The 23,884-nt window shown below is 65.3% G+C and carries 25 protein-coding genes and 1 tRNA gene; 15 read left to right on the forward strand and 11 right to left on the reverse strand.

Features of this window, described 5'->3' with window-relative positions:
• Nucleotides 1-2 precede the first annotated feature (2 nt).
• The 5 genes from ACODSD_RS00630 to kynB all read right to left on the reverse strand — a co-directional run bounded on the left by ACODSD_RS00630 (nt 3) and on the right by kynB (nt 7,255).
• The gene (locus tag ACODSD_RS00630) at nt 3-1,760 is read right to left on the reverse strand and encodes an ABC transporter ATP-binding protein (RefSeq protein WP_107800977.1); all 1,758 of its coding nucleotides are present in this window, start codon (nt 1,758-1,760) and stop codon (nt 3-5) included.
• Nucleotides 1,750-3,522 carry an ABC transporter transmembrane domain-containing protein gene (locus tag ACODSD_RS00635; protein ID WP_488876573.1) on the reverse strand — a complete coding sequence of 591 codons (1,773 nt, stop codon included), beginning with the start codon at nt 3,520-3,522 and terminating at the stop codon, nt 1,750-1,752. Before ACODSD_RS00635 ends, ACODSD_RS00630 begins: the two co-directional genes overlap by 11 nt.
• Before the next feature lie 143 nt (nt 3,523-3,665).
• Nucleotides 3,666-5,054, reverse strand: a complete 1,389-nt coding sequence (locus ACODSD_RS00640; protein WP_227105538.1) for an amino acid permease — start codon at nt 5,052-5,054, stop codon at nt 3,666-3,668.
• Between the two features lie 285 nt (nt 5,055-5,339).
• The gene (kynU, locus tag ACODSD_RS00645) at nt 5,340-6,593 is read right to left on the reverse strand and encodes a kynureninase (RefSeq protein ID WP_486636073.1); all 1,254 of its coding nucleotides are present in this window, start codon (nt 6,591-6,593) and stop codon (nt 5,340-5,342) included.
• Between the two features lie 8 nt (nt 6,594-6,601).
• Nucleotides 6,602-7,255: an arylformamidase gene (kynB, locus tag ACODSD_RS00650; RefSeq protein ID WP_488876574.1), complete on the reverse strand. Its 654-nt coding sequence runs from the start codon at nt 7,253-7,255 to the stop codon at nt 6,602-6,604.
• Between the two features lie 140 nt (nt 7,256-7,395).
• Between kynB and ACODSD_RS00655 the strand changes: the two genes are divergently transcribed.
• The 3 genes from ACODSD_RS00655 to ACODSD_RS00665 all read left to right on the forward strand — a co-directional run bounded on the left by ACODSD_RS00655 (nt 7,396) and on the right by ACODSD_RS00665 (nt 9,106).
• Entirely contained in the window at nt 7,396-7,866 is a 471-nt protein-coding gene (locus tag ACODSD_RS00655; RefSeq protein ID WP_107800972.1) for an Lrp/AsnC family transcriptional regulator, read from the forward strand.
• A gap of 322 nt (nt 7,867-8,188) precedes the next feature.
• Nucleotides 8,189-8,338 carry a hypothetical protein gene (locus tag ACODSD_RS00660; protein WP_235085914.1) on the forward strand — a complete coding sequence of 50 codons (150 nt, stop codon included), beginning with the start codon at nt 8,189-8,191 and terminating at the stop codon, nt 8,336-8,338.
• 207 nt (nt 8,339-8,545) lie between these two features.
• The gene (locus tag ACODSD_RS00665) at nt 8,546-9,106 is read left to right on the forward strand and encodes a DUF2939 domain-containing protein (protein WP_107800970.1); all 561 of its coding nucleotides are present in this window, start codon (nt 8,546-8,548) and stop codon (nt 9,104-9,106) included.
• 80 nt (nt 9,107-9,186) lie between these two features.
• On the opposite strand, the gene ACODSD_RS00670 is transcribed toward ACODSD_RS00665, so the two are convergent.
• A tRNA-Leu gene (locus ACODSD_RS00670) sits at nt 9,187-9,271 on the reverse strand.
• 82 nt (nt 9,272-9,353) lie between these two features.
• On the reverse strand, nt 9,354-10,250 hold the full coding sequence (gene rsmI, locus ACODSD_RS00675; protein ID WP_488876575.1) for a 16S rRNA (cytidine(1402)-2'-O)-methyltransferase: 897 nt from the start codon (nt 10,248-10,250) through the stop codon (nt 9,354-9,356).
• Between rsmI and ACODSD_RS00680 the strand changes: the two genes are divergently transcribed.
• The 5 genes from ACODSD_RS00680 (at nt 10,245) to ACODSD_RS00700 (ending at nt 13,942) form a co-directional block, all read left to right on the forward strand.
• A complete protein-coding gene (locus tag ACODSD_RS00680; RefSeq protein WP_488876576.1) occupies nt 10,245-11,363 on the forward strand; it encodes a penicillin-binding protein activator in 1,119 nt (372 codons plus the stop codon). The two genes, rsmI and ACODSD_RS00680, sit on opposite strands and share 6 nt — an antisense overlap.
• The gene (locus tag ACODSD_RS00685; protein ID WP_107800967.1) at nt 11,363-11,698 is read left to right on the forward strand and encodes a YraN family protein; all 336 of its coding nucleotides are present in this window, start codon (nt 11,363-11,365) and stop codon (nt 11,696-11,698) included. Before ACODSD_RS00680 ends, ACODSD_RS00685 begins: the two co-directional genes overlap by 1 nt.
• Nucleotides 11,699-11,737: 39 nt before the next feature.
• On the forward strand, nt 11,738-12,328 hold the full coding sequence (locus tag ACODSD_RS00690; protein ID WP_107800966.1) for a phosphoheptose isomerase: 591 nt from the start codon (nt 11,738-11,740) through the stop codon (nt 12,326-12,328).
• The gene (locus ACODSD_RS00695; RefSeq protein ID WP_227105528.1) at nt 12,328-12,909 is read left to right on the forward strand and encodes a BON domain-containing protein; all 582 of its coding nucleotides are present in this window, start codon (nt 12,328-12,330) and stop codon (nt 12,907-12,909) included. Before ACODSD_RS00690 ends, ACODSD_RS00695 begins: the two co-directional genes overlap by 1 nt.
• A 235-nt stretch (nt 12,910-13,144) precedes the next feature.
• The gene (locus tag ACODSD_RS00700; protein ID WP_227105526.1) at nt 13,145-13,942 is read left to right on the forward strand and encodes a DNA-binding protein; all 798 of its coding nucleotides are present in this window, start codon (nt 13,145-13,147) and stop codon (nt 13,940-13,942) included.
• Nucleotides 13,943-13,959: 17 nt separating this feature from the next.
• Here the strand turns inward: ACODSD_RS00700 and ACODSD_RS00705 are convergent, their stop codons facing one another.
• The 4 genes from ACODSD_RS00705 to ACODSD_RS00720 form a co-directional block, all read right to left on the reverse strand.
• Nucleotides 13,960-15,153: a sensor domain-containing phosphodiesterase gene (locus ACODSD_RS00705; protein WP_107800963.1), complete on the reverse strand. Its 1,194-nt coding sequence runs from the start codon at nt 15,151-15,153 to the stop codon at nt 13,960-13,962.
• A gap of 144 nt (nt 15,154-15,297) precedes the next feature.
• Nucleotides 15,298-16,287 carry a Tim44 domain-containing protein gene (locus tag ACODSD_RS00710; protein WP_107800962.1) on the reverse strand — a complete coding sequence of 330 codons (990 nt, stop codon included), beginning with the start codon at nt 16,285-16,287 and terminating at the stop codon, nt 15,298-15,300.
• A gap of 56 nt (nt 16,288-16,343) precedes the next feature.
• Nucleotides 16,344-17,045: a tRNA (N6-threonylcarbamoyladenosine(37)-N6)-methyltransferase TrmO gene (gene tsaA, locus ACODSD_RS00715; protein WP_488876577.1), complete on the reverse strand. Its 702-nt coding sequence runs from the start codon at nt 17,043-17,045 to the stop codon at nt 16,344-16,346.
• Between the two features lie 42 nt (nt 17,046-17,087).
• The gene (locus ACODSD_RS00720; protein WP_107800960.1) at nt 17,088-17,837 is read right to left on the reverse strand and encodes a GNAT family N-acetyltransferase; all 750 of its coding nucleotides are present in this window, start codon (nt 17,835-17,837) and stop codon (nt 17,088-17,090) included.
• A gap of 198 nt (nt 17,838-18,035) precedes the next feature.
• On the opposite strand from ACODSD_RS00720, the gene mnmG reads away from it, so the two are divergent.
• The 7 genes from mnmG to atpE all read left to right on the forward strand — a co-directional run bounded on the left by mnmG (nt 18,036) and on the right by atpE (nt 23,862).
• Nucleotides 18,036-19,931 carry a tRNA uridine-5-carboxymethylaminomethyl(34) synthesis enzyme MnmG gene (mnmG, locus tag ACODSD_RS00725; protein WP_227105522.1) on the forward strand — a complete coding sequence of 632 codons (1,896 nt, stop codon included), beginning with the start codon at nt 18,036-18,038 and terminating at the stop codon, nt 19,929-19,931.
• A complete protein-coding gene (gene rsmG, locus ACODSD_RS00730) occupies nt 19,928-20,569 on the forward strand; it encodes a 16S rRNA (guanine(527)-N(7))-methyltransferase RsmG (RefSeq protein ID WP_048410014.1) in 642 nt (213 codons plus the stop codon). Before mnmG ends, rsmG begins: the two co-directional genes overlap by 4 nt.
• Nucleotides 20,566-21,357, forward strand: coding sequence for a ParA family protein (locus ACODSD_RS00735; protein ID WP_107800958.1), 792 nt, complete (start codon nt 20,566-20,568; stop codon nt 21,355-21,357). Before rsmG ends, ACODSD_RS00735 begins: the two co-directional genes overlap by 4 nt.
• Before the next feature lie 5 nt (nt 21,358-21,362).
• Nucleotides 21,363-22,220, forward strand: coding sequence for a ParB/RepB/Spo0J family partition protein (locus ACODSD_RS00740; protein WP_227105520.1), 858 nt, complete (start codon nt 21,363-21,365; stop codon nt 22,218-22,220).
• A gap of 90 nt (nt 22,221-22,310) precedes the next feature.
• Nucleotides 22,311-22,673, forward strand: coding sequence for an ATP synthase subunit I (locus ACODSD_RS00745; protein WP_048413015.1), 363 nt, complete (start codon nt 22,311-22,313; stop codon nt 22,671-22,673).
• A gap of 11 nt (nt 22,674-22,684) precedes the next feature.
• Nucleotides 22,685-23,497 (forward strand): F0F1 ATP synthase subunit A, encoded by an 813-nt coding sequence (gene atpB, locus ACODSD_RS00750; protein WP_048413016.1) that lies wholly within the window; start codon nt 22,685-22,687, stop codon nt 23,495-23,497.
• A 77-nt stretch (nt 23,498-23,574) separates the two neighbouring features.
• A complete protein-coding gene (gene atpE / locus ACODSD_RS00755; RefSeq protein WP_019101091.1) occupies nt 23,575-23,862 on the forward strand; it encodes a F0F1 ATP synthase subunit C in 288 nt (95 codons plus the stop codon).
• Nucleotides 23,863-23,884 lie beyond the last annotated feature (22 nt).

Here is a 23,884-nt window from a genome sequence, read left to right on the forward strand (position 1 = left end):
GTTCAGCCGGCTTCCGGCTGCAATTGCTGCAGCAAGTATAGCCGTTGGTAGATGCCGCCCTCGGTCATCAAGGCCTCGTGATTGCCGGTTTCGGCGATCTGGCCGTGGTTGAGCACGATGATGCGGTCGGCGTCGCGGATGGTGGACAGCCGGTGGGCGATGGAGATCAGGGTGATCTGGCCGCGCAGCTGTTCCAGCGCTCCTTGCACCAGTTGCTCGGTTTCGCTGTCGATGTGGGAGGTGGCCTCGTCCAGCAGCAGGATGCGCGGCTTGCCCGCCAGCGCGCGGGCGATGGCGATCAGCTGCTTCTGTCCGCTGGACAGCCGCGAGCCGCTCTCGCCCATATCGGTGTCGTAGCCTTGCTCCAGGGCAAGGATCAGATCGTGCGCGCCGGCCGCGCGCGCGGCGTCCTCGATCTGCTGCTGCGTCAACGGCCGGCCCATGGCGATATTGTCGCGCGCGCTGGCGGCCAGCAGAAAGGGCTCCTGCGGCACCAGGCCGACGCCGTCGCGGAAGGCGGCGTCGTCGAAGGCGGCCAGCGGCTGCTCGTCGATCAGGATCTCACCGCCTTGCGGCGCGTAGAAGCGCAGCAGCAGCGACAGCAGCGTGGATTTGCCGCTGCCGGTGTGGCCGACGATGCCGATGAAGCCGCCGGCCGGAATCTCCAGCGAAAGATCGGGCAATACCGGCCGCTCAGGCTGATAGCCGAAGCTCACCCGGCGGAAGCTGACCGCGCCCCGCTCGATGCGGCCCTGGCCGTGGCCGGCCGCCGCCGCCGGCTCCTGCAGCAGCGCGTCCACCCGCGCCGCCGCCACCACCGCCTGCTGCAGCTGGCTGAACTGCATGGTGATCTGGATCAGCGGATCCACCATGCGGCCGATATAGCTGATGAAGGCGTAGAGCACGCCGATCTGCAGCGCGCCCAGCGGCCGCTGGCTGAAGCTGTAGATCACCCCGGCCAGCAACAGCACTTTCAGCAGGTCCAGCGCCGGACGCAGTAGCCAGGCGTTGGCGCTCAACTCCGCGATCCGCGCCCGGTAGTAATTGTGGTTGGCCTGATCGAAACGCGCGGCGAAGCGGCCGGTGGCGTTGGCGGCCTGCAACACGCTCATGCCGGAGATGGACTCGGCCATCTGGGCGTTGATGTCGCTGCGCAGCGCGCGGGCGCGCGTCACAGACGGCGCGCTCCAGCGCTGGTAGAGCCAGACGATGGCCAGCATCGCCGGCAGCAGCAGCGCCGCCAGCAGCATCAGCCGCCAGTCCAGCCAGGCCATCGCCGCCATCACGCCGATGACCACGATGCTGCTGTCCAGCATCACGAACAGCACCTGCACGTACAAGGCCTTCACCGATTCGGTGTCGTTGGTGACGCGGCTGACCAGCTGGCCGGTGATCGCCTTGTCGAAAAAGGCCATCGGCAGCCGGATCACGTGGCGGTAAACCTGTTCGCGCAGTCTTTGCACCGAGCGCATCGCCACGCCGGACAGGCGCACCAGCTGCAGATAGCGCAGGCTGGACGCGGCGTAGCCGGCCATCAGACAGGCGAGCAGCAGCAGGCCCATTTCCAGCCATTGCGGCGCGCGCGGCAGCAGATAGCGGTCGATGAACACCTTGCCCAGCAGCGGCGACAGCGCCTCCATCAGCGCGGCGGCGATCAGCCACAGCGTGCCCCACAGCACATGGCGCTTTTCCGGCGCGGCGGAGTGACGCAGCAGGGCCACTGCCCGGCTGCGGTTGATCGCGGATTGATCAGATTTCATCCAGGCTGGCCTCCAGTTGTTGATAGCGCCACTGGCTGGCGTACCAGCCGTTCAATTGCAGCAGCGCCTCGTGGCTGCCGGCTTCGGCGATGCCGCCGTGCTGCAGCACGACGATGTGGTCGGCGTCCGCCACCGCGGACAGCCGGTGGCTGGCGATGATCACGCTGCGGCCGCGGCGCGCTTCGCGCAGATGTTGCAGAATCTGGGTTTCGGTCTGGGTGTCCACCGCGGACAAGGCGTCGTCCAGCAGCAGCAGCGGCGCGTCCGCCAGCAAGGCGCGGGCGATGGCCAGCCGTTGGCGCTGGCCGCCGGACAAGGCCACGCCTTTTTCGCCCACCGGGGTGGCGTAGCCCTGGGCCAGGCGCAGGATGTCCTCGTGCACCGCCGCCAGCCGCGCCACGCGTTCGATCTCGCGTTCGGCGGCGTCCGGGCGCGTCAGCGCGATATTGTCGGCCACCGAGGCGGAGAACAGAAAGGACTCCTGCGGCACCCAGCTGATCGCCGCGCGCAAGGCGTCCATCTTGTATTCCTCCAGCGGCACGCCGTTCCAGCTGACGCTGCCGGCCGGCAGCGGGTACTGGCGCAGCAGCAGGCGCAGCAGCGTGGACTTGCCGCTGCCGGTGGGGCCGACGATGCCCAGGGTCTGGCCGCGGCCCAGGCGCAGATCGATCGCGCGCAAGGCCGGCGCGCTTTGCCCCGGATAAGTGAAGTTCAGGTCGCGCCAGCGCAGTTCGCCGGCCGGCTCCATGGCGTTGATGCCGCTGTCGTCCACGGACTCGGGCGCGCTCAGCACCGGCTCCAGCCGGTTCCAGCCGGCGCGGCCGCGTTCCAGCAGCGACAGCACCCAGCCGGCGGCGAACATCGGCCAGATCAGCTGGCCCAGATACATGCTGAAGCTGGTCAGCGCGCCTATGGTCAGCTGCTGCTGCCACACCAGATAGCCGCCGATGCCCAGCGTGGCCGCCGCCGCGGTGCTCAGGGTCAGCCCCACCACCGGTTCGAACGCCGCCTCCCAGCGTTGCGCCTCCAGGCTGTTGTCGGCGGCGCTGGCGGCCAGGCCGGCCAGCTCGCGGCTATTGCGTTCCTCCAGGCCCAGGGTGCGCAGCGTGCGCACTCCGCTCAGCGTTTCCTGCACGTGGTCGTTGAGCCGGCTGAAGCTTTGCAGCGAGCCGGCCCAGGCCTGGTGCACGCGGCGGGTGATGCGCCAGAAGGCGAAGGCCATCAGCGGGAAGGGCAGCAGCGCGGCGGCGGCCAGCCGCCAGTCTATGCCCAAGGTCATCATCGCCAGCACCATCACCAGGGTCAGGCTGCCGTCGAAGCCGGCCAGCATCGCCTCGCCGGCGGCCATTTCCACCGCGTCGATATCGTTGGTGGCGCGCGCCATCAGATCGCCGGTGCGCTGGTGATGGTAGAAGCCCGGTCCCTGGCGGCTCAGCCGCTGATACAGCCGGGTGCGCAATTCCACGCCCAGTTGGTAGGCGGCGGCGAAGAGCTGCAGCCGCCAGCCGGCGCGCAGCAGATAGATCACCACGCCGAAGAGCAGCAGCCAGCCCAGCTCGCGCATGAGTTGCGGGGCGCCGAGCTGGCCCTTGGCCAGCAGGTCGACGATTTCTCCGATCTGGCGCGGAATCAGCACGGTGAGCACCGCCACGGCGGCCAGCATCAGCGCCGCGCGCAGATAGTAAGGCCAATGACGGAGGACGAAGTCGCGCAGCAGCGCGGACAGGCTGGCGCCGGGGGCGAGAGCGGACGGGCGTGACATGGCGGGGGCGGATTATCCGGATTGGGTGCGAGCCGAATATTCTATGCCGAATCCGATCGCGGTGTCAGAACCGCTTCAAGCCCGTATCGCGCGAAGCGCGGCGGATCCTGAAGCGGCTCTCGGGCGGGCCCTCGTATGACGGTCTAGCCCTGTTGCGCCGCCGGCTTCGGCCGCGGCTTGCGCACGGTGTGGAACAGCACGACCAGCAGCAGCAGGAAGGGCAGGCCGAAGACCAGGGTCAGCCGGAACACCTCGGTGAAGGCGGTGGTGATCATGATCGCCAGCATCAACACCAGGCCGGCCAGCGTGGTGTAGGGAAACAGGCGCATCTTGAACGGCAGATCCAGGCCGCCGGCCTGATCGTGATGGCGGCGGAAGCGCAGATGGGTGTAGAAAATCATCAGCCAGGTGAACAGCGCGCCGAACATCGACAGCGCGATCATCAGCGTGAACGCCTGTTGCGGAAACAAGACGTACAGCACCGCCGCCAGCGCGATGCCGCTGGTGGACAGCAGGAGCGCGTTGACCGGGATGCCGCGCTGGTTCAGTTTGCCCAGCCCGATCGGCGCGTCGCCGGCGCGGGACAGGCTGAACATCATGCGGGTGGTGATGTAGAGCTGGCTGTTCATCGCCGACAGCGCGGCCACCACCACCACGAAGTTGAGAATGCCGGCGGCGTAGGGGATGTTCAGCACCTGCATCACGGTGACGAAGGGGCTGTTGCCGGCGCCGATCCGGCCCCAGGGCACGATGGCGATGATCAGGCTCAAGGACAGCAGATAGAACACCACCAGCCGCGCGATGGTGGCGCGGAACGCCTGGCGCACCGCCTGTTCCGGGTTTTCCGCCTCGCCGGCGGCCACCGCGATCATCTCCACGCTCAGATAACTGAAGATGGAAATCACCACCGCCACCCACATGCCCCAGACCCCGTTGGGGAAGAAGCCGCCGTCGGCGCTGAAGTTGCGTGCGCCGTAAGCGGGGTTGCCGCTGCCCCACACCACATAGCAGCCCATCAGGATGAAGGCGACGATGGCGAAGATCTTGATGGTGGAGAACCAGTACTCCACCGTGCCGAAGGCCTTGACGCTGGTGGCGTTGACGCCGATCAGCGCGCTGGAGAACAGCAGAATCCAGATCCAGGGCGGGGTGTCGGGAAACCAGTAGCGCATGTATTCGGCCACGGCGGTGATTTCGGTGCCCACCGCTAGCACCACGCAGGCCCAATAGCTGTAGCGCACCAGGAAGCCGGCCAGCGGGCTGACGTAGTGCTCGGCGTAGGCGCCGAAGGAGCCGGAAGTGGCGTGCGCCACCGTCATCTCCGCCAGGCAGCCCATCAGCAACAGGGTGATCAGGCCGCCTATGGCGTAACTGAGCACCACGCTGGGGCCGGCGAAGCCGATGGCGAACTTGCTGCCTAGGAACAGACCGGTGCCGATGGCGCCGCCGATGGCGATCATGCTCATCTGTCCGGCGCTGAGCCGGCGCTGCAGGCCCTGTTCCCTATCCTTGATGTCCTGGAAACTGCTCATGATGTTCTCCTCTGTCTATGCGGCGCGGTCTGGCGGGATCTGACGTCCCTTGCGCTATGGCGCCGCCGCGCGGGGCTGCCGGCGGCGGTTTGATGCGGCGCGCGGCCAAGCCGCGCGCCATGCAGGTTTTGAACAGCTCTCAGAACGTGCTGACGATCTCGCGAGCTAGGGCGAGACAAGGCGAAAACGAGCGAAAAAGCGGAATGTACGAGGGGTACATGAGCATTTTGAGCTTGTACTCACCGTGCAACGCTCCACGAAGCGCAGCAGATCGTAAACAGGTTCTCAGGTCACCGCGCCGCGGCGGTGGAACTCAGGCTTGTCCCAGCTACCGCTGTCCAGAATCTCGCGCAGGATTTCCACCGCGTCCCAAATGTCGGCATGGCTCAGGTAGAGCGGAGTGATGCCGAAGCGCAGCACTTCCGGCTCGCGGTAATCGCCGATGACGCCGTTGGCGATCAAGGCCTGCATCACCGCGAAGCCTTGCGGATGGCGGAAGCTGATGTGGCTGCCGCGGCGCGCGTGCTCGCGCGGGGTGATCAGGGTCAGCGGGTGGCCGCCGCAGCGCTGTTCCACCAGCTCGATGAAGAGATCGGTCAGCGCCAGCGATTTGGCGCGCAGCTGCTGGGCATCCACCTGGCGCGCCACGTCCAGACCGCATTCCACCAAGGCCAGCGACACGATGGGCTGGGTGCCGCACAGGAAGCGGCGTATGCCCTGGGCCGGCGCGTAGTCGGCCGCCATCTCGAAGGGCTTGGCGTGGCCCCACCAGCCGGACAAGGGCTGCCAGAAAGCGTTCTGATGGCGCGGGGCCACCCAGATGAAGGCGGGCGAGCCCGGTCCGCCGTTCAGGTATTTGTAGGTGCAGCCCACGGCGAAATCGGCGTCCGCGCCGTTCAGGTCCACTTGCAGCGCGCCGGCCGAGTGCGCCAGGTCCCAGATCGCCAGCGCGCCGCGCTGATGGGCGCTGCGGGTGACCGCGGCCATATCGTACAAATAACCGGTGCGGTAATTGACGTGGGACAGCAGCAGCACCGCCACGTCCTCGTCCAGCGCCTGTTCCAGCGGCAGCGCCTCGTCGATCAGACGCAATTCATAGCCCTGCTGCAGGAATTCGATCATGCCCTGGATCATGTAGAGATCGGTGGGGAAGTTGTCGCGCTCGGACAGGATCACCTTGCGCTCCGGATGAGCTTGCCGCTGGATGCGCAGGGCCGCCGCCAGCGCCTTGAACAGATTCAGCGAGGTGGTGTCGGTGACCACGGTTTCACCGGGACCGGCGCCCAAGAGCGGCGCCAGCTTGTCGCCCAGACGCGTCGGCATGTCGAACCAGCCGGCGGTGTTCCAGCTGCGGATCAGATCATGGCCCCATTCGCCGGTGATCACCTGCCGGCTGCGCTCCAGCGCGCCCTTGGGCAGCACGCCCAGCGAGTTGCCGTCCAGATAGAAAGTGTTGGCCGGCAGGTCGAACCGCTGGCGGAAGCCGGCCAGCGGGTCTTGCTGATCGGCGATGAGACAAGCTTCGCGAGTGTGTTTCATGGCGGGTCCTACACGAGAGGGGTGGAAACGGGCAAGGGCCGCAGCACGGCGCGCACCGGGCTGGCGTCCAGGTTCATCAACTTCAGCGGCAACGCGATCAACTCGTAATCGCCCTCCGGCGCGTGATCCAGCAGCAGCTGTTCCAGGATGGCCATGCGCTGGCGGGCGGTGGCGTGATGGGCGTCCATGGTCTTGCTGTCCATCGGGTCCAGCGAGGCGGTGTCCACGCCTATCAGCCGCACGCCCTGGCCGCCCAGCCAGTCGATGGCGGCGGCCTCCACGCCGGGGAAGTCCGCGTCCCAGGTCTCCAGCGGATAGCGCGCGTAACTGCGGATCAGCAGCCGCGGGGGCAGCGGGCCGGGCCGGGCCTCAAGCCGCGCGCGGATCTGCTCCAGCCGGATCAGCGGGCCGGGGGACAGGCAATGGATCAGCCGGCACGGCCCCAGATAGGCGTCCAGCGCCACCTGGCCTATGCCCTGGCCGGCGGCCTGGAAGTGAGCCGGCGCGTCGGCGTGCGCGCCGCTGTGAGGCGACAGCGTCAGCCGCGCCACATTGACCGGACAGTGGGCGCCCAGCTGCCAGGCGGGGCTGGCGTCGAAGGCGGTGTCGCCGGGCCAGACCGGCAGGCCGGCGCGCAGCGGGGGGCTGATATCGAGCAACATGGAACGGTTCCTGAGCGGTAAGAAGCCTGGAATCATGCTAGCACCAAGGCATCCACCAGAAATTGCAAGTTGGTCTTGCTAATGGCATGCTTTTCGCAGGAACTGCAGCGGAGCAGACAGATAACGATGGGAAATTGCAAATGCAGCTTGACGCGATAGATTGCCGGATTCTTTCCGCATTGCAGCACAACGCCAGGCTCAGCAATCAGGATCTGGCCGACCAGGTGGCCCTGTCTCCGTCCGCCTGTCTGCGGCGGGTGCGCGCGCTGGAAAGCCAGGGACTGATCCGCGGCTATCACGCCCAACTGGATCCGGCCCTGCTCGGCTATGAGCTGGAAGCCATCGTCCACGTGACGCTGGATCGGGCGCGCGAAGACTGGCATGAAGACTTCATGGAGCGCATCCGGCAGTTTGAGGAAATCGCCGCCGCCTACATCGTCGCCGGTCCCAGCAACTACGTGCTGCATGTCCGTTGCCGCAATCTGGCCGCCTTCAGCGGCTTCATCGTGGAGCGGCTGAACCGCATTCCCGGCATGCGCGACATCTGCTCCTATATTGTGATGCGCACGCTCAAGGATCAGCGCTGGCAAGTGCCGCTGGACGGTAAATAGCCCCTCGCCGGTGGTGGTGCCGGCCGTCCCGGCGCTTCCTACGGCGATCAGTACATGCATGCCTACAACAACAAGCGCCATGGTTTCAATTTGCTCAACCGCTCGGAACTGGGGGCGCTGCCCTTGAGCCTGAGCTACGGCCTGGCCTTCCAGCAGGCGCGCACCCAGCCCACCAGCCGCTACACCGAGCAGCCGCGGACGCTGGTGGCGTCGCGAAACGGCGTGCGCAACGAGCGCAGCCTGTTCGGCAACGCCGTGCTGTTCCATCGCTGGACCAGCTTCTCCCTGGGCGCGAATCTACACGGTTCGACCACGTGCGACTATGCGACCAAATCTGGCAGCGGATTACGCGCCCAAACTGGATTTGACCGGCCAGGTCGACGTGCACCTGGCCAAGTGGCTGGATGTCTACGCCAAGGACGGCCGCGCCTATCGCACTCCCAGCCTGTATGAAACGACCTCCTCCTCCTAGGTGTTCAGCAACAACCCCTTGCGGCCGGAACGTTCGCGGAACTTGGCGCTGGGCTTGAATTAAGGGTGGGGATGGAATCGCGCTTCTGACACGGTTTGACGCCGGCCGCGCGTTTTTTGCCGCGGCCGGCGGGAATCTGCGCGCCGGCTGACGGTCTGTAGACTTTATGAGCCGCATGAGGCGGCCGCTTGATTCAGGGGGATAAACATGAGCATGAAAATGAAGTTGACGCTGGGCGCGGCGGTCGTGGCCCTGGGGGCGTGGTTCTACGCGACGCCGTATTTGGCGGTGCGGGGCATGCAGCAGGCCTTGGACGCGCGCGACGCGGCCAAACTGTCCGGCTATGTGGACTACCCGGCCTTGCGCAACAGCCTGAAAGAGTCCGTCGTGCCCAAATCGGTGCTGGACCTGAACCAATCCAAGGACAAGAACCCGCTGGCGGCGATGGGCGCGGCCATTGCCGACGCGGTGGTCGCCCCGGTGGTGGACGCCATGGTGACGCCGGAAAGCCTGGCTTTGATGATGCGAGGGATCAAGCCCAAGCCGGGCCTGCCGCAAGGCGGCGCGGATGAGCCGGCGGCCGGCGGAGGCGGCGCAGCGTCGACGGAGCCGCGCGCCGGCGTCGACACGGCCATGGGCTATGAAGACATCGATCGTTTCGTGGTGACGGTCAAGCAGAAAGACAAAGCCGAACAGTCGCTGGGTCTGGTGTTCAAGCGCGACGGCTGGTTGGGCTGGAAACTGTCGGCGGTGCGCCTGCCGGAATAAGAATGGCTGCTTGAGACAACAAAAAACCCGCAGAGCTCGCGCTGTGCGGGGTTTTTGATGTTTCGGCCTGCCAAAATCGCTGGTGCCCAGAGTCGGACTCGAACCGACACACCTTGCGGCGGGGGATTTTGAATCCCCTGCGTCTACCAATTTCGCCATCCGGGCGTCTTCGGCATTCCGAGAAGGAGAATAATAGCGATAGCAAATCGCTTTGTAAATCCTTTTTTCCCCGGCGCTTGGCCGCGGTTCACTCCTGCTTCAATTTAAGCGCCAAGTCGTAGAGCTGTTTGCGGTTGCCGTCGCAGATCTGCGCGGTCAGCGACGCCGCCTGCTTGGTGGGCAGTTCCGCCGCCAGCAGCTTGAGCACGCGCACGGTGTCTTCCGGCACCGCGTCGTCGGCGTCCACGCGCGCCGGCGCGGCGTCCAGAATCAGCACGATCTCGCCGCGCTGCTGATTGGAGTCGGACTCCACCCACTCCAGCATGTCCTGGGCCGGCAGATTGCGGAAGGTTTCGAAAGTCTTGGTCAACTCGCGCGCCAGCAGCAGCCGGCGCTCCGCGCCCAGCTCCGCTACGATGTCGCGCAAGGTGTCGACGATGCGGTGCGGCGCCTCGTAGCACACGGTCAGATGCGGCGCGGACAGCCATTGGCGCAGCGTCTTGCGGCGCTCGCCGCTCTTGGGCGGCAAGAAACCGTGGAACAGGAAGGACGGCGCGGTCAGGCCGCTGGCGGACAAGGCGGCGATCACCGCGCTGGAGCCGGGCACCGGCCGCACCGGCAGGCCGGCGGCGCGCACCGCCTCCGCCAGCCGCGCGCCGGGATCGGACACCGCCGGCGTGCCTGCGTCGGACACCTGCACCACGATCTGGTCTTCGGACAGCCAGCGCACCACTTGTTCCGACATGCCGCGCTCATTGTGCTCGCGCAGGCTGACCAGGCGTTTGGCGTGAATGCCGTAGGCGGACAACAGCTGTCCGGTCACGCGGGTGTCCTCGGCGCAGACCACGTCGGCGGCGCTGAAAGCGGCCAAGGCGCGGGCGCTGATGTCGGCCAGATTTCCAATGGGCGTGGCCACCACATATAATGTGCCGCGACAGAAACTTTCCCTGGCTGATTCAAGCAGATGAGCGAACGAAGTATGCAAAGACTGACTCCGCTGTTGGTTGGCGTCTTGATGACTTGGTTGACGCCGACAATGGCGCAAACCCCGGACTATATCATCCAAAGCAATACCGCGCCGCTCAAGTTGTTGGGCCAGCAGGCGCCGAAACCGGCCGTGCCGGCGACCGCGCCGCGGGACGCCAGCGCGACGGCGGCGAAACCGCAGCCGGCCGGCGGCCGCCTGCGCGTCGGCCTGCTGCTGCCCACCGGCTCCGCCACCCTGGGCGAGGCCGCCGCGGTGGTGCGCAGCGGCGTGGAGGCGGCGGCGCGCGTGGATCAGAACGCCGAGCTGGTGCCCATAGAGGCGTCCGAGGACACCGCCGTGGCCGGCTACAAACAGGCCTTGGCCAGCGGGGTCAATGTGGTGATCGGCCCGCTGTCGCGCGGGGCCATCGCCGCGGTGGCGCCCGCGGCCACGGTGCCTACGCTGGCTTTGAACTCGATAGGCCGCGAAGTGCCGGCCAATCCCAAGCTGTTCTCGCTGTCGCTGATCGTCGAGGGCGAGGCGCGCCAGGTGGCGCGCCTGATGTACGAAGACGGCCGCGCCAACCCCTTGCTGCTGTTCGGCGCGGACAGCCTGTCGCAGCGGCTGCGCCAGGCCTTCATCGACGAATGGCGAAGCCTGAGCCGCGGCAAATCCCCGATGGCGCTGGAAGCCAAGCCGGACAGCCTGCCGGCGATTCTGCAGGCGGCGGCCGGCGCCGACGCCGTGTTCATGGCGCTGGACGCGCACGAGGCCGGCATCGTCAAGGCCGCGCTGGCGCCGGAACTGCCGGTGTACGGCACCTCCCAGCTCAACGGCCGCGGCAGCGCGGTGGCGCTGGCCGGGGTGAGGGTGATAGACATGCCCTGGTTCCTGATGCCGGAGCATCCGGCGGTGAAACGCTATCCGCGGCCGGCGGCGGCGTTGACGATGCAGACCGAGCGTCTGTACGCGCTGGGCGTGGACGCCTGGCGGCTGGCGGTGCTGCTGGCGGGCGCGCGGCAGCCGCTGGGCCTGAGGTTGGACGGCGTCACCGGCGATTTGAGGCTGGGGCGCGACCGCCTGTTCGAGCGCCAGCTGCCGATGGCGGTGCTGAGCGTGGAGCAGCCGTAGTGAATCTTCAAGGCCGGCTTGCCGAGGACAAGGCGCTGGCCTGGCTGCTGAGGCGGGGCCTGACGCTGGTGGAGCGCAACTGGTCCTGCCGCGGCGGCGAAATCGATCTGATCATGCGCGATGGGCGCTACTGGGTGTTTATCGAGGTGCGCCATCGCGCCAGCGCGGCCTTCGGCGGCGCGGCCGCCAGCATCGGGGCGGCCAAGCAAAGGAAACTCATGCTGGCCGCCGAGGTCTATCTGTCCCAAAAGGGAATAGACGCGCCATGCCGTTTTGACGCGGTATTGACCGTGGGCGAGGCGGAGCCGCAGTGGTTGCAGAATATTTTCATGTAGTGCGATGGGTCGACCGACCCTAAAAGATAAGGATGTCCCATGGATTTGATTGACCGCGTCAGCGGGCATTTCCTGGAAAGCATCGCCGTCAAGCAAGAGGCGATGGAGTTGTTGTCGCCGGCGATAGCCGCGGCGGCGGAACAGATGGTGGCTTGCCTGATGAACGAAGGCAAGATTTTGACCTGCGGCAACGGCGGTTCGGCGGCGGATGCGCAGAACTTCGCCGCGGAAATGGTCGGGCGCTTCGAGAAGGAACGTCCGGGCCTGGCGGCGATTTCATTGGCCACCGACAGCTCGGTCCTGAGCGCGATCGGCAACGATTACGATTTCGACATGGTGTTTTCCAAACAGGTCAGGGCCTTGGGCCACACCAACGACCTGCTGCTGGCGATTTCCGCGTCCGGCAACGCCGCCAATGTGATCGAGGCCATCTACGCGGCGCATGAGCGCGGCATGAGCGTGATCGCCCTGACCGGCATGGACGGCGGCAAGGTGGCCGAAATCCTGTCGCCGGAAGACATACAGCTGATTGTGCCGGCGCTGCGTCGCTGCCGGATTCAGGAAGTGCACACCCTGATGGTCCACGCCCTGTGCGACACCATCGATTACATGTTGTTGGGAGGTGAATGATGAAGCGTCGCGTATTCGCGGTATTGCTGGCTGCTGGCTTCAGCAGCGCTCTGAGCGGTTGTTTCGGCGTAGTGGCGGCGGGCGCGGCCGGCGGCGCCTTGGTGGCCACGGATCGCCGCACCAGCGGCGCCTATGTGGACGACCAGGGCATAGAATTGAAAGCCGCCGACCAGATCGGCAAGCTGTTGCCGTCTGCCCACGTCAACACCACCAGCTTCAACCGCGCGGTGTTGCTGACCGGCGAAGTGCCCAGCGAGCAGGCGCGCCAGCAGGCGGAGCTGACTGCGCGCGGTATCCCCAATGTGCGCCGCGTGTTCAACTACACCGTGGTGGCGCCGGCGTCCGGCTTCTCCGAGCGCAGCAGCGACACCTGGGTGACCAGCAAGGCGCGCACCCGTCTGCTGGATGGCAAGGGCTATAACCCGAACAACGTCAAAGTGGTGACCGAGCGCGGCGTGGTCTACATGCTGGGCATGGTGACCCAGGCGGAAGGCGCGGCGGCGGCCAAGGTGGTCAGCGAGACCTCCGGCGTGCAGAAAGTGGTGACCTTGTTCGAATACATCAACGACATCGCGCAGTAAGGCGAATGTCCCGCGATCACAAGCCCGGCTTAGGCCGGGCTTTTTCATTGTTCGGCGGCGGGGCGGCGGAGAATTCCTGGGTTTTTTAGGAAAAATCCTATGTCCGCTCGCCGGCGCTTCTGCTGCAATCTGCCTTGCTGCCGAAACCTCGCGTTTCGGCGCAATTTCTGACGCCCGGTTTTGGCCGGGCGGTACCGGCAACGCAGTTGGCAAAGATGGGCGAGGACGCGGCTTTATGAACCAGGCGGGCAAGATATCGGCGGAGGCGCGGGAGCGCATCATCGCGGCGGCGACGGAACTATACGAGAAGTCCGGCCGCCAGCGGCACCCTGCCGTCGACCAGGTCCGCCAGCTGGCGGGGGTGGACATGGACGCCGCCAGCGTGGTGCTGAAAGACTGGCGACGGGTGCAGCCGGCGACGGCGGCGGCCCTGGACGGCGAGGTGCCGGAAGGCGTCAGCCAGGCGGGGATGGCCGCGCTGGAGGCGATCTGGACCCAGGCCAAGGCGCTGGCCAACGACAGCCTGAGCGCCGCCCAGGCGGCCTGGGAGCGCGAGCGGGCCGAACTGGATCATCTGCGCGCCGAACTCGCCGGCGCTTTCGAACGCCAGGCGGCGGAGCTGGACGCCACGCGCCGCCAGTTGTCGGCCTCCCTGGCCTTGACCGCGCAGCAGGCGCAGGACCTGGCGGTGGCGCAGCCGCAGGCGGAGGCGTTTCGGGAGCGCATGGACAAGGCCGAGGTCCGGGTCGGCGAACTGGAGCGGGAGCTGTCCGAGGCGAAAAGCCTGTTGTTGCGGTCTCAGAACGAGTTGCGCCTGAGCGCCGCCGACGGCCAGGCGGCGGAAACGGCGCTGGCCAAACTGCGCGGCGAATTGCTGCAATCCAGCGCCAGCGCCGCGATGAAGGCGGAAGTGGCCCGGATCAAGATGTCGCCCAAGCCGGGCGCCGCGCCGGAGGCCGGCGAGGAGGACGAATCCTTGAAGGCCGCCTACACGCCGCAGCCCGCGGCCGAGGACATCCTGAAGTTTCGCTGATCCTGGCGCGGCTGGCGTCAGTGCTGGGGAATCAGCACGTCGGCGCACAGCACGTGCATGATCTCGTCGATTTCTATCGCCATCGAGATGGTGACGCAGGAGCGGGTGTCGGTCATGGACAGATAAGGCTCGCTCATATACAGCACGCCGGGCTGATCCACCGCGTGTTGAAAGTAGCTGCGCCGCGACCAGACCGCGCCGGTGGTGTCCACCAGCGGCGCGAACTTGGGATTGGCGGCGGCCCGCGGCTGGCGGCTGTTCAGGTTGCGGCCGATCTGGCGTCCGGCGCTGTCCAGCAGGAAGCAACGCACCACGTCGGGCAGCGCCAGCATGGGCTTGGCGGCCAGATCGAACGGTGTGCCCTGCATCAGCGAGATGGCGCTTTGCACGAAGGATTGCCGCGCCAGCTCGATCTGGCGTCGCGTCAGTTTGCGCTTGAGCAGCTCGCGCGCCATCAGCTCGTCCCAGCGTTCGTCGATGCGCGGCGTGATTACGTGGTCCTGATCCGGCTGATCGCTGGGGTGGGCGACGAAATAGCCTTGCACCAAATCGCAGCCCGATTCCAGCGCGATCAGCACGTCCTGATCGGTTTCTATCCCTTCCTCCACCACCAAGGCACCAATTTCGTGCATCAGCCGCACCAGCTTGGCCAGCAAGTTGCGGGTGCGCGGCTGGTGGACGGCGGCGCGCAGCAGGTGGCGGTCGAATTTGACCAGGTCCGGCTCCAGCTGGCAGACCCGGTCCAGATTGGAATGGCCGACGCCGAAGTCGTCGATGGCGATCAGGAAGCCGCTGCTTTTCAGCACATTGACGCCTTCGATCAAGGCCTCGTCCACTTCCAGCACATGTTCCAGCACTTCCAGCACCACCTGGCTGGGGTCCAGCCCGGCGGCCTTGATGCCGTTGGCAAGCGCCATCGCGCGTTCCGGCCGCGACAAGGACGCGGCGTCGATATTGAGAAACAGCCAGCAGGGATGATCGCTTTGCATCTGGCTGAAACGGACGGCATGGGCTTCGCTCACCGCCAGATCCAGCTGGTGGCGGCGTTCGGGCGAGACGACGGAATAAAAAGCCTCCGCCGGCGTCAGCGGGGACGTGTCCTGTCTGGCGCGCAGCAAAGCTTCCATGCCTATCGTGCGGCGATGCGCCAGACTGTAGATAGGCTGGAAGTGACTGCCGAGTTTCAAGCCGGCATGCTCGAATTCTTTCATGGAATAGCTGCCCTCCGTGGCGCGGACTCTACGGCCGGTATTGTTTTTTTGCCTGAAGCAATCGGCATTCCAGTTTAGTGCATCGCCATTAAAAATAAAAAACGGGCCATGAGGCCCGTTTGGATAAAGATGTTAAGTAGCTTGCTACTGTTGGATGCCCGCCACCAACCACTTGCCGTTGGTGCTGTCGTCCTTGATGTAGTGCCAGTATTCGGAGAACGGCTCCGCCGACGCGCCCACGGCCTCGCTGACCGTGCCGGAGAAGCGCACGCTGGCGATGTAGCGGCCGCCTTCCATGCTGGCTTCGGACAGCTGGCAGTCCAGTTGCGGGAAATCGGCCACCTCGGTGTTGGCGGCGATGTCTTCGCGCAGCGCGTTGAACAGGTCCGGCGTCATGTACTTGCGCACTTCTTCCAGGCTTTCCGTGCTGTTCAGGTTTTGCAGGTGCAAGAAGGTGGCCTTGGCCTGACGCAGGAAGTGCGGGGTCTCGGTGCCGTCCGGCAGGCGCGCGGGCGCCTCGCTGATCGCGCCGCCGCCAAAGCCGGCTTGCGCGCCGCCCAGGCCGGAGCCGATTTTCGGGATGGAGTCGAAACGGGCCGGTTCTTGATAGCCGCCCATATTCTGCGGCATGCCCGCTGCTTGCGGCGCAGCCATGGCCGGACGCGCCGCGCCGGCCTTGCGGCGGAAGAACATGTAGCCGCCTGCCAGCACCAGGCCCAGCAGGGCCAGCGTGCCCCAGGGCATGCCGCCGCTCTTCTGCGGCTGCTGACCTTGGGCTTGCGCCGCCAGCGCCGGATCGGCGTTGCCGTTGGCCGCGGCCGGCGCTTGTTGCTGGCCGCCTTTGTCGCTCATGGCGGAGCCCAGCATATAGCCGGCGGCCGCGCCCGCGGCGCCTGCGGCTACGGCGGTGCCGATGCCGGGGCCGGATTTGGGTTGAGCTTGAACCGGAGCGGGCGCTTGCGCGGGCGGCGCAACCGGGCGCGCCGGCGCTTGTTGTTGGTAAGAACGGGTGGGGGCCGAGCGCTGCATGCCGGCGCTCTTGCCTTTACCTAGGCGGGCCGCTTCCGCGAACGGAGCGGCCAACATGGAAACCATGGTGAAGGCGAGCATGATCGTCTTCGCGCGGGTGGTCATATTTGCTTTTTTCCTGAGTGGTTGGTATCGCCCCGGTATGACTGGGGCGCAAAAGATTAGTTCGGGGTCAACGGCTGAATTTCAATGACTTGCGCATGGTTTTTTTCCACGCGGAAACGCACATTCCAGTGGTGCAGCGCCACGCCGTAGACCCGCTGCGGGTCGTCTTGATAGGCCGGGCGCGGGTCCTGGGTCAGCACCTGTTCCACCAACGCGGCGAAATCGCCGGGCAGGCCGGCTTCGGCGGCCAGCTGCGCGCGCGCGGCGGGGTCCCAGCCCACGCTCAATTGCGGCGGGGGGCCGTCGACAAAGCCGCCGCGGGCTTCTGGCCGGGCTTCGACGAAGGGAATATAGGGCTTGATGTCCAGCACCGGGGTGCCGTCCAGCAGATCGGCGCCCTCCAGCGTCAGCACCACCTTGGGCTGGGTGTCCACGCGCAGCAGCCGCACCAGGGACAGGCCCAGCGGATTGGGGCGATGGGTGGCGCGGCTGGCGAACACGCCGACCTTGGCGTTGCCGCCCAGCCGCGGCGGCCGCACCAGCGGTTGCCAGCCGCGCTCGGCGGTTTGATGGAACACGAAGCTGATCCAGACGTGGGAAAACGCGTCCAGCCCGCGCACCATGTCGGGGTGGTCGTAGGGCGGCAGCAGCTCCAGCGTGATGCGGGCGGCGTTGACCAGCGAGGGCTGGCGCGGGATGCCGAATTTTTCGCGGTAGGGCGAGCGGATCACGCCCACCGTGTCGAAGGTGTAGCTCATGGCCGGATTGTAGCATCCGGCCAGGGGCGCGATCTGCGGCGGCTAGCCGACGAAGTGCTTGTTGTAGCGGCTGCTCAGCCGGCCCATGGGCAGCAGCATGAAGAAATCCGCGCAGTTGAAGTCCGGGTCCCAGGCCGGTTCGCCGCAGATATAGGCGCCGGCGCGCAGATAGCCCTTGATCAGCGCCGGCAGCGGCGCGGAGGGGGCGTCGTCGCGGACCCGGTCCAGCGGCAGCGGCAGGTGGGGGAACACCCGCCATTCCGGCGGCGACAGATGCTTGGCCTCCAGTTGGCGGTACAGGCTGACCGCCTGGTGGCCGCCGTCGCTCAGCGACACGCTGGCGCAGCCGGCCAGGTATTGGCCGCCGTGCTGTTGCACGTAATCGGCGAGGCCGGACCAGAGCAGGGCGATCACCGCGCCGGAGCGGAAGTCGCGGTGCACGCAGGAACGGCCCACTTCGATCAGGCCGGCGCGCAGGTGGGCCAGCCGGGTCAGATCGAATTCGTGTTCGGAATACAGGCTGGGCGCGCGGCGCGCCATGGCCGGGGACAGCATGCGGTAAGTGCCCACCACCAGGCCGCTGGCGGCGTCTTCCACGATCAGGTGATCGCACAACTCGTCGTATTCGTCGCAATCGATGCCCAGGTCGCGGGAGCCGAGCTCCGCGCCCATTTCCCCGGCGAACACATCGAAGCGCAGCTTCTGCGCGCGGCGGATATCCCGCGCTTCACTGGCCACGCGCACGCTTAGGCGCGGTTTGGCGCTCACGGCAAGCTGTTCATTTAGCAGCATGTTTTGCTCCCTTTTGTGGTGAGTCCCATGCTAGGCAGCTTGTTTGACGCGGCGATGTCTTTAATATGACTATCGGGTGACCGGCGCTTGACGCCGTCGTTACCGGCTGGATTTATTGAAATCAACGACTTACGCTGGTTCAGGATTTGGCGTAGAATAGGCCGTTTTTCCGTTCGATTTGCTCTTTCCGACAAAGCCATGATTTATCCGACAAACTTCGACGTGATAGTGGTGGGCGGCGGCCATGCCGGCACCGAGGCCGCGCTGGCGGCCGCGCGCATGGGCTGCGACACCCTTCTTTTGACGCACAACATCGAGACCTTGGGCCAGATGTCGTGCAATCCGTCGATCGGCGGCATCGGCAAGGGCCATCTGGTCAAGGAAGTGGATGCCCTGGGCGGCGCGATGGCGCTGGCCACCGACATCGGCGGCATCCAATTCCGCACCCTCAACGCCTCTAAGGGTCCGGCCGTGCGCGCCACCCGCGCCCAGGCCGACCGCATCCTGTACAAGGCGGCGATCCGCGAGATGCTGGAGAACCAGCCCAATCTGACCCTGTTTCAGCAGCCGGTGGACGATCTGCTGATAGAGGGCGACCGCGTCGCCGGGGCCATCACCGCCATCGGCATCACCTTCCGCGCCAAGACCGTGGTGTTGACCGCCGGCACCTTCCTGTCCGGCAAGATCCACGTCGGCATGGAGAACTACACCGGCGGCCGCGCCGGCGATCAGGCCGCGTCCACGCTGGGCGCGCGCTTGCGCGAACTGGCCCTGCCGGTGGGACGGCTGAAAACCGGCACGCCGCCGCGCATCGACGGCCGCAGCGTCGACTTCTCTGTGATGGAAGAGCAGCCGGGCGACACGCCGGAGCCGGTGTTCTCCTACCGCGGCAGCCGCGCGTTGCATCCCAAGCAACTGCCGTGCTGGATCACCCACACCAATGAACGCACCCACGAGATCATCCGCTCCGGCTTCGACCGCAGCCCGATGTTCACCGGGGTGATCGAAGGCGTCGGCCCGCGTTACTGCCCGTCCATCGAAGACAAGATCAACCGCTTCGCCGACAAGGACAGCCACCAGGTCTTCCTGGAGCCGGAAGGCCTGACCACGCACGAGTTCTACCCCAACGGGATTTCCACCAGCCTGCCCTTCGACATCCAGCTGGCGGCGGTGCGTTCGATCCGTGGCATGGAGAACGCCCACATCCTGCGGCCCGGCTACGCGATCGAATACGACTACTTCGACCCGCGCGGCCTGAAGGCCTCGCTGGAGACCAAGGCGATCCAGGGCCTGTTCTTCGCCGGCCAGATCAACGGCACCACCGGCTATGAAGAAGCCGCCGCCCAGGGCCTGCTGGCCGGCATGAACGCCGCTCTGTTCGCTCGGGACCAGGCTAGCTGGTGTCCGCGCCGCGATGAAGCCTATCTGGGCGTATTGGTGGACGATCTGATCACCAAGGGCGTGGCCGAGCCTTACCGCATGTTCACCAGCCGCGCCGAATTCCGCCTGCAGTTGCGCGAAGACAACGCCGACCTGCGCCTGACCGAGATTGCCCGCCAACACGGCCTGATCGGCGATGCCCAATGGGACAGCTTCTGCCGCAAGCGCGACGCGGTGGAGGCGGAGAAGGCTCGCCTGAAGGCCACCTGGCTGCATCCGGCGCGGCTGAGCGACGCCGCCGCGCTGCAAGCGTTGCTGGGCAAGGCGATAGAGCGCGAGTACAGCCTGTACGATTTGCTGAAGCGGCCCAATGTCGCCTACGCCGATTTGATGACGCTGCCGGAGGCCGGCGGCGCGGTGGCGGACGAGGCGGTTGCCGAGCAGGTGGAAATTCAGGTCAAATACCAAGGCTATATCAACCGCCAGAACGAAGAACTGGCGCGCCGCGACAACCTTGAAGACGTGCGCCTGCCGGCCGACATCGACTACGGTCTGGTCAAGGGCCTGTCCAAGGAAGTGCAGCAGAAACTGAACCAGCAACGCCCGGAAACCCTGGGGCAGGCTTCGCGCATCCAGGGCATTACCCCGGCGGCGGTTGCTCTTTTGATGGTCCACCTGAAACGCGGCTTTGCCGACGCAACGAAAACCGCATGACACATAACGCAGAACTACAACAAGGCCTGTCGCAGCTGAAACTGGAACTGAGCGACGCGCAAATCGATTTGCTGGACCGCTATCTGGCGCTGCTGGCCAAGTGGAACCAGACCTATAACCTGACCGCGGTGCGCGAGGAAAAGCGCATGGTCAGCTACCATCTGCTGGACAGCCTGAGCCTGGTGCCGCATCTGGACGGCGGCAGCCGCCTGCTGGACGTCGGCTCCGGCGGCGGCATGCCCGGCATCCCGGCGGCGATCGCCCGCCCGGATCTGCAAGTGGTGCTGCTGGATTCCAACCATAAGAAAACCACCTTCCTGCGTCAGGTGGTGGTGGAACTGGGCCTGCCCAATGTGCAGGTGATGACCGAGCGGGTGGAGGCCTACCAGCCGGAACAGAAGTTCGACCGCATCACCAGCCGGGCGTTTTCCGAGCTGGCCGAGTTCGTCAAGCTGACCCGCCATCTGCTGGCGGATCACGGTCAATATGTAGCAATGAAGGGTGTCTATCCTTACGAGGAAATCGCCTTGTTGCCGCAGGGTACGGTGGTTTCCGAAGTATTGCCGGTGACAGTGCCGGGCCTGGATGCCGAACGGCACCTGGTGAGAATGCGCCTGGAAGGGGTGGGTGCGCAATGAATTCAAGGGTGATCGCGGTCGCCAACCAGAAGGGCGGGGTCGGCAAGACCACGACTGTGGTGAATCTGGCGGCGGGCCTGGCCGACTTGGGCCGGCGCGTGCTGATTGTCGATCTCGACCCGCAGGGCAATGCCACCATGGGTAGCGGCATCGCCAAGCAATCCCTGAAACTGTCCGGCTACGACGTGCTGCTGGGCGAGGCTTCGATCGAAGACGCGCGCCAGCCGGCGAAGGAGGGCGGTTACGATGTGCTGCCCGCCAACCGCGATCTGGGCGGCGCGGAGCTGGAGCTGGTCAACGAGCTGGCGCGCGAGGCGCGGCTGAAGAACGCGCTGCAGGCGGTGGAGGAGCAGTACGACTACGTGCTGATAGACTGCCCGCCCTCGCTGAACCTGCTGACCCTGAACGGGCTGGTGGCGGCGCACAGCGTGCTGATCCCGATGGTGTGCGAATACTACGCGCTGGAAGGCCTGTCCGACCTGGTGGCGACCTTGCGCAAGGTGCGGGTGGCGGTGAATCCCAAGATCGAGATCATGGGCCTGCTGCGCACCATGTTCGACGCGCGCAATAATTTGTCGCAGCAGGTGTCCGAACAACTGGCCCGCCATTTCGGCGCCAAGGTGTTCGACACTGTGATACCGCGCAATGTGCGGCTGGCGGAAGCGCCCAGCCACGGCTTGCCCGGCCTGGTCTACGATCGCGCCTCGCGCGGCGCGCAAGCCTATCTTGCGCTGGCGCAAGAGCTGGCGGACAGGCTAGAGCCCGCAACCACAACCCCCTCCGTCTAAGCGATATGGCCAAATTAAAAGGATTGGGGCGCGGCCTGGACGCGCTCCTGTCCACTGCCGAGACAGTGGACGACAGATTGACTTCCCTCCCCATCGACAGCATCCGTCCCGGCAAATACCAGCCGCGCAGCTTCATGGACGAGGGCGCGCTGGACGAACTGGCCGCGTCCATTCGCTCCCAGGGCGTGATCCAGCCGCTGGTGGTGCGCGAAATCGGCTTTGGCGATTACGAGCTGATCGCCGGCGAGCGGCGCTGGCGCGCCTCGCGCAAGGCCGGCTTGTCCGAAGTGCCCGCGGTGATCAAGAGCGTGCCGGACGAAGCGGCGCTGGCGATGGCGCTGATCGAAAACATTCAGCGCCAGGAACTGGACCCCATCGAGGAGGCCCAGGGCCTCAAGCGCCTGATCGACGAATTCGGCCTGACCCACGAGGCCGCCGCCGACGCGGTGGGCCGTTCGCGCAGCGCGGTCAGCAATCTATTGCGCCTGCTGGCCCTGCCGGAGCCGGTGCAGACCATGCTGCATCAGGGGCGGCTGGAGATGGGCCATGCGCGCGCCTTGCTGGCGCTGCCGGTGGTTGAGCAGCTGGGTCTGGCGCAGGAGGTGGGCGAGAAAGGCCTGTCCGTGCGCGAGGTGGAGCGCAGGGTACAGCAGAAAGCTGTGGAAAAAACCACAGTTGCACCGCAGCAAAAACAGACAGACCCGGACGTGAGCCGGCTGGCGGAACAGGTGTCGGAACGCATAGGCGCGCGCGTCAGCATCCGTCACGCAAACCGCGGCAACGGCAGGCTGGTCATAGAATATGCAACGCTGGACGAGCTGGAAGGCTTGTTGGAAAAGCTGCAGAAAACTTCAAGCAAATGAGACTGTTGCAACGCAGCATGTCAATGACAGGCAAGTTGACGCAAATCAAGCGTGAAGCCTATAATTCGGCGGTTTTTTTGCTGGGTAAACATGGTTAATCCAGAAGTTAAGCGTATACTGCGCCTGCAGTGCACCCTGGTGGGGGTCGCGCTGCTGATCGGAATGGTTGCAGGGGGAGGAAACCTGGCCGTTCCGGTTTCTGTCTTGCTTGGCGGATTGTCGGCCTTGGTGCCGGCTCTGGTGTACGCCAGAATCGCCTACGCCAAGCGCCATGTCGCTCCCGCGGAACTGATGAAAGCGCATTTCAGGGCAGAGGCCGTCAAATACGTCCTCACCATCCTGATATTTGGTGCGACTTTGGTATTTTTCAAGGATTTATCGATAGTCGGTCTTTTTGGCGGATTTTTTGCCGCCGTATCCGGCTACTGGTTCGGGCTTTTAATCAAAAATTGAGAAAATGAGCGATGGCAAGCAACGCAACTGACTACATCAAGCACCACCTCACCTTCTGGAATTCGGATCCTTCCGCCGGCTTCTGGAGCCTGCACCTTGATACCTTCTCCATTTCGCTGGTTCTCGCCTTCATCTTCGCCGGCGTGTTCGCCGTCGTGGCGCGCAAGGCCAAGCTGGAGAATCCGGGCCGGCTGCAGCTGTTTGTGGAAAGCATCGTGGAGATGGTGGACAAGCAGGTGCGCGACGTATTCCACGGCCAGAGCAAGGTGATCGCTCCGCTGGCGCTGACCATTTTCTGCTGGATCTTCCTGATGAACTTCATGGACCTGCTGCCGGTTGACCTGCTGCCGACGCTGGCCCAGTGGGTGGGTTACACCTTCTTCGGCGCCGAGCCGCATCATGTTTACTTCCGCGTCGTGCCGTCCGCCGACGTCAACGCCACCTTCGCGATGTCCTTGTCCGTGATGTTCTGCATCATCGGCTTCTCCATCAGCGCCAAGGGCGTGGGCGGTTACACCAAAGAACTGTTCACCGCGCCTTTCCATGCGGAAGGCACCGTGGGCAAGATCCTGCTGGCTCCGGCCAACTTCCTGTTGCAGATGGTGGAACTGCTGGCCAAGCCGATTTCGCTGTCCCTGCGTTTGTTCGGCAATATGTACGCCGGCGAAATGATCTTCATCCTGATCGCGCTGCTGCCCTGGGGCCTGCAATGGCTGCTGGGCGCGCCGTGGGCGATCTTCCATATCCTGATCATCACCCTGCAGGCCTTCGTGTTCATGATGCTGACCATCGTGTACCTGAGCCTGGCGGTGGAAGCGCACTAATACCGGTTTCTTTGTTTTACCTTTGTTTTTTTAGCTTTTTTACCAACCATCCTTGATTAAGTCTTAGGAGATACACAATGGAAGCACTCGTTTCTCAGATCCAGTCCATGACCGTACTGGCCGCTGCCCTGATCATTGGCCTGGGCGCCATCGGTACTGCTCTGGGTTTTGCCATCCTGGGTGGCAAATTCCTCGAGTCCTCCGCCCGTCAACCGGAAATGATCCCGGTTCTGCAAACCAAACTGTTCATTCTGGCCGGTCTGCTTGACGCCATCTCCATGATCGGTGTTGGTATCGCCATGCTGTACACCTTCAATAACCCGTTCCTGTCCGCCGCTCTGGCCGCTCTGAAAGCCGGCGCTTAATTTTTAAGCGGAATTGGTTGTT

Source organism: Chromobacterium sp. FG22 (assembly GCF_057809415.1).

Coding starts and splice junctions, on each gene's coding strand:
- ACODSD_RS00630 (WP_107800977.1), bottom strand. CDS start 1,760: ATGAAATCTGATCAATCCGCGATCAACCGCAGCCGGGCAGTGGCCCTG.
- mnmG (WP_227105522.1), top strand. CDS start 18,036: ATGATTTATCCGACAAACTTCGACGTGATAGTGGTGGGCGGCGGCCAT.
- kynU (WP_486636073.1), bottom strand. CDS start 6,593: ATGAAACACACTCGCGAAGCTTGTCTCATCGCCGATCAGCAAGACCCG.
- kynB (WP_488876574.1), bottom strand. CDS start 7,255: ATGTTGCTCGATATCAGCCCCCCGCTGCGCGCCGGCCTGCCGGTCTGG.
- ACODSD_RS00640 (WP_227105538.1), bottom strand. CDS start 5,054: ATGAGCAGTTTCCAGGACATCAAGGATAGGGAACAGGGCCTGCAGCGC.
- tsaA (WP_488876577.1), bottom strand. CDS start 17,045: ATGAGCTACACCTTCGACACGGTGGGCGTGATCCGCTCGCCCTACCGC.
- atpE (WP_019101091.1), top strand. CDS start 23,575: ATGGAAGCACTCGTTTCTCAGATCCAGTCCATGACCGTACTGGCCGCT.
- ACODSD_RS00655 (WP_107800972.1), top strand. CDS start 7,396: ATGCAGCTTGACGCGATAGATTGCCGGATTCTTTCCGCATTGCAGCAC.
- ACODSD_RS00665 (WP_107800970.1), top strand. CDS start 8,546: ATGAGCATGAAAATGAAGTTGACGCTGGGCGCGGCGGTCGTGGCCCTG.
- ACODSD_RS00705 (WP_107800963.1), bottom strand. CDS start 15,153: ATGAAAGAATTCGAGCATGCCGGCTTGAAACTCGGCAGTCACTTCCAG.
- ACODSD_RS00745 (WP_048413015.1), top strand. CDS start 22,311: ATGGTTAATCCAGAAGTTAAGCGTATACTGCGCCTGCAGTGCACCCTG.
- ACODSD_RS00735 (WP_107800958.1), top strand. CDS start 20,566: ATGAATTCAAGGGTGATCGCGGTCGCCAACCAGAAGGGCGGGGTCGGC.
- ACODSD_RS00635 (WP_488876573.1), bottom strand. CDS start 3,522: ATGTCACGCCCGTCCGCTCTCGCCCCCGGCGCCAGCCTGTCCGCGCTG.
- ACODSD_RS00690 (WP_107800966.1), top strand. CDS start 11,738: ATGGATTTGATTGACCGCGTCAGCGGGCATTTCCTGGAAAGCATCGCC.
- ACODSD_RS00680 (WP_488876576.1), top strand. CDS start 10,245: ATGCAAAGACTGACTCCGCTGTTGGTTGGCGTCTTGATGACTTGGTTG.
- ACODSD_RS00660 (WP_235085914.1), top strand. CDS start 8,189: ATGCGACCAAATCTGGCAGCGGATTACGCGCCCAAACTGGATTTGACC.
- ACODSD_RS00740 (WP_227105520.1), top strand. CDS start 21,363: ATGGCCAAATTAAAAGGATTGGGGCGCGGCCTGGACGCGCTCCTGTCC.
- ACODSD_RS00695 (WP_227105528.1), top strand. CDS start 12,328: ATGAAGCGTCGCGTATTCGCGGTATTGCTGGCTGCTGGCTTCAGCAGC.
- ACODSD_RS00700 (WP_227105526.1), top strand. CDS start 13,145: ATGAACCAGGCGGGCAAGATATCGGCGGAGGCGCGGGAGCGCATCATC.
- rsmG (WP_048410014.1), top strand. CDS start 19,928: ATGACACATAACGCAGAACTACAACAAGGCCTGTCGCAGCTGAAACTG.
- ACODSD_RS00710 (WP_107800962.1), bottom strand. CDS start 16,287: ATGACCACCCGCGCGAAGACGATCATGCTCGCCTTCACCATGGTTTCC.
- ACODSD_RS00720 (WP_107800960.1), bottom strand. CDS start 17,837: ATGCTGCTAAATGAACAGCTTGCCGTGAGCGCCAAACCGCGCCTAAGC.
- atpB (WP_048413016.1), top strand. CDS start 22,685: ATGGCAAGCAACGCAACTGACTACATCAAGCACCACCTCACCTTCTGG.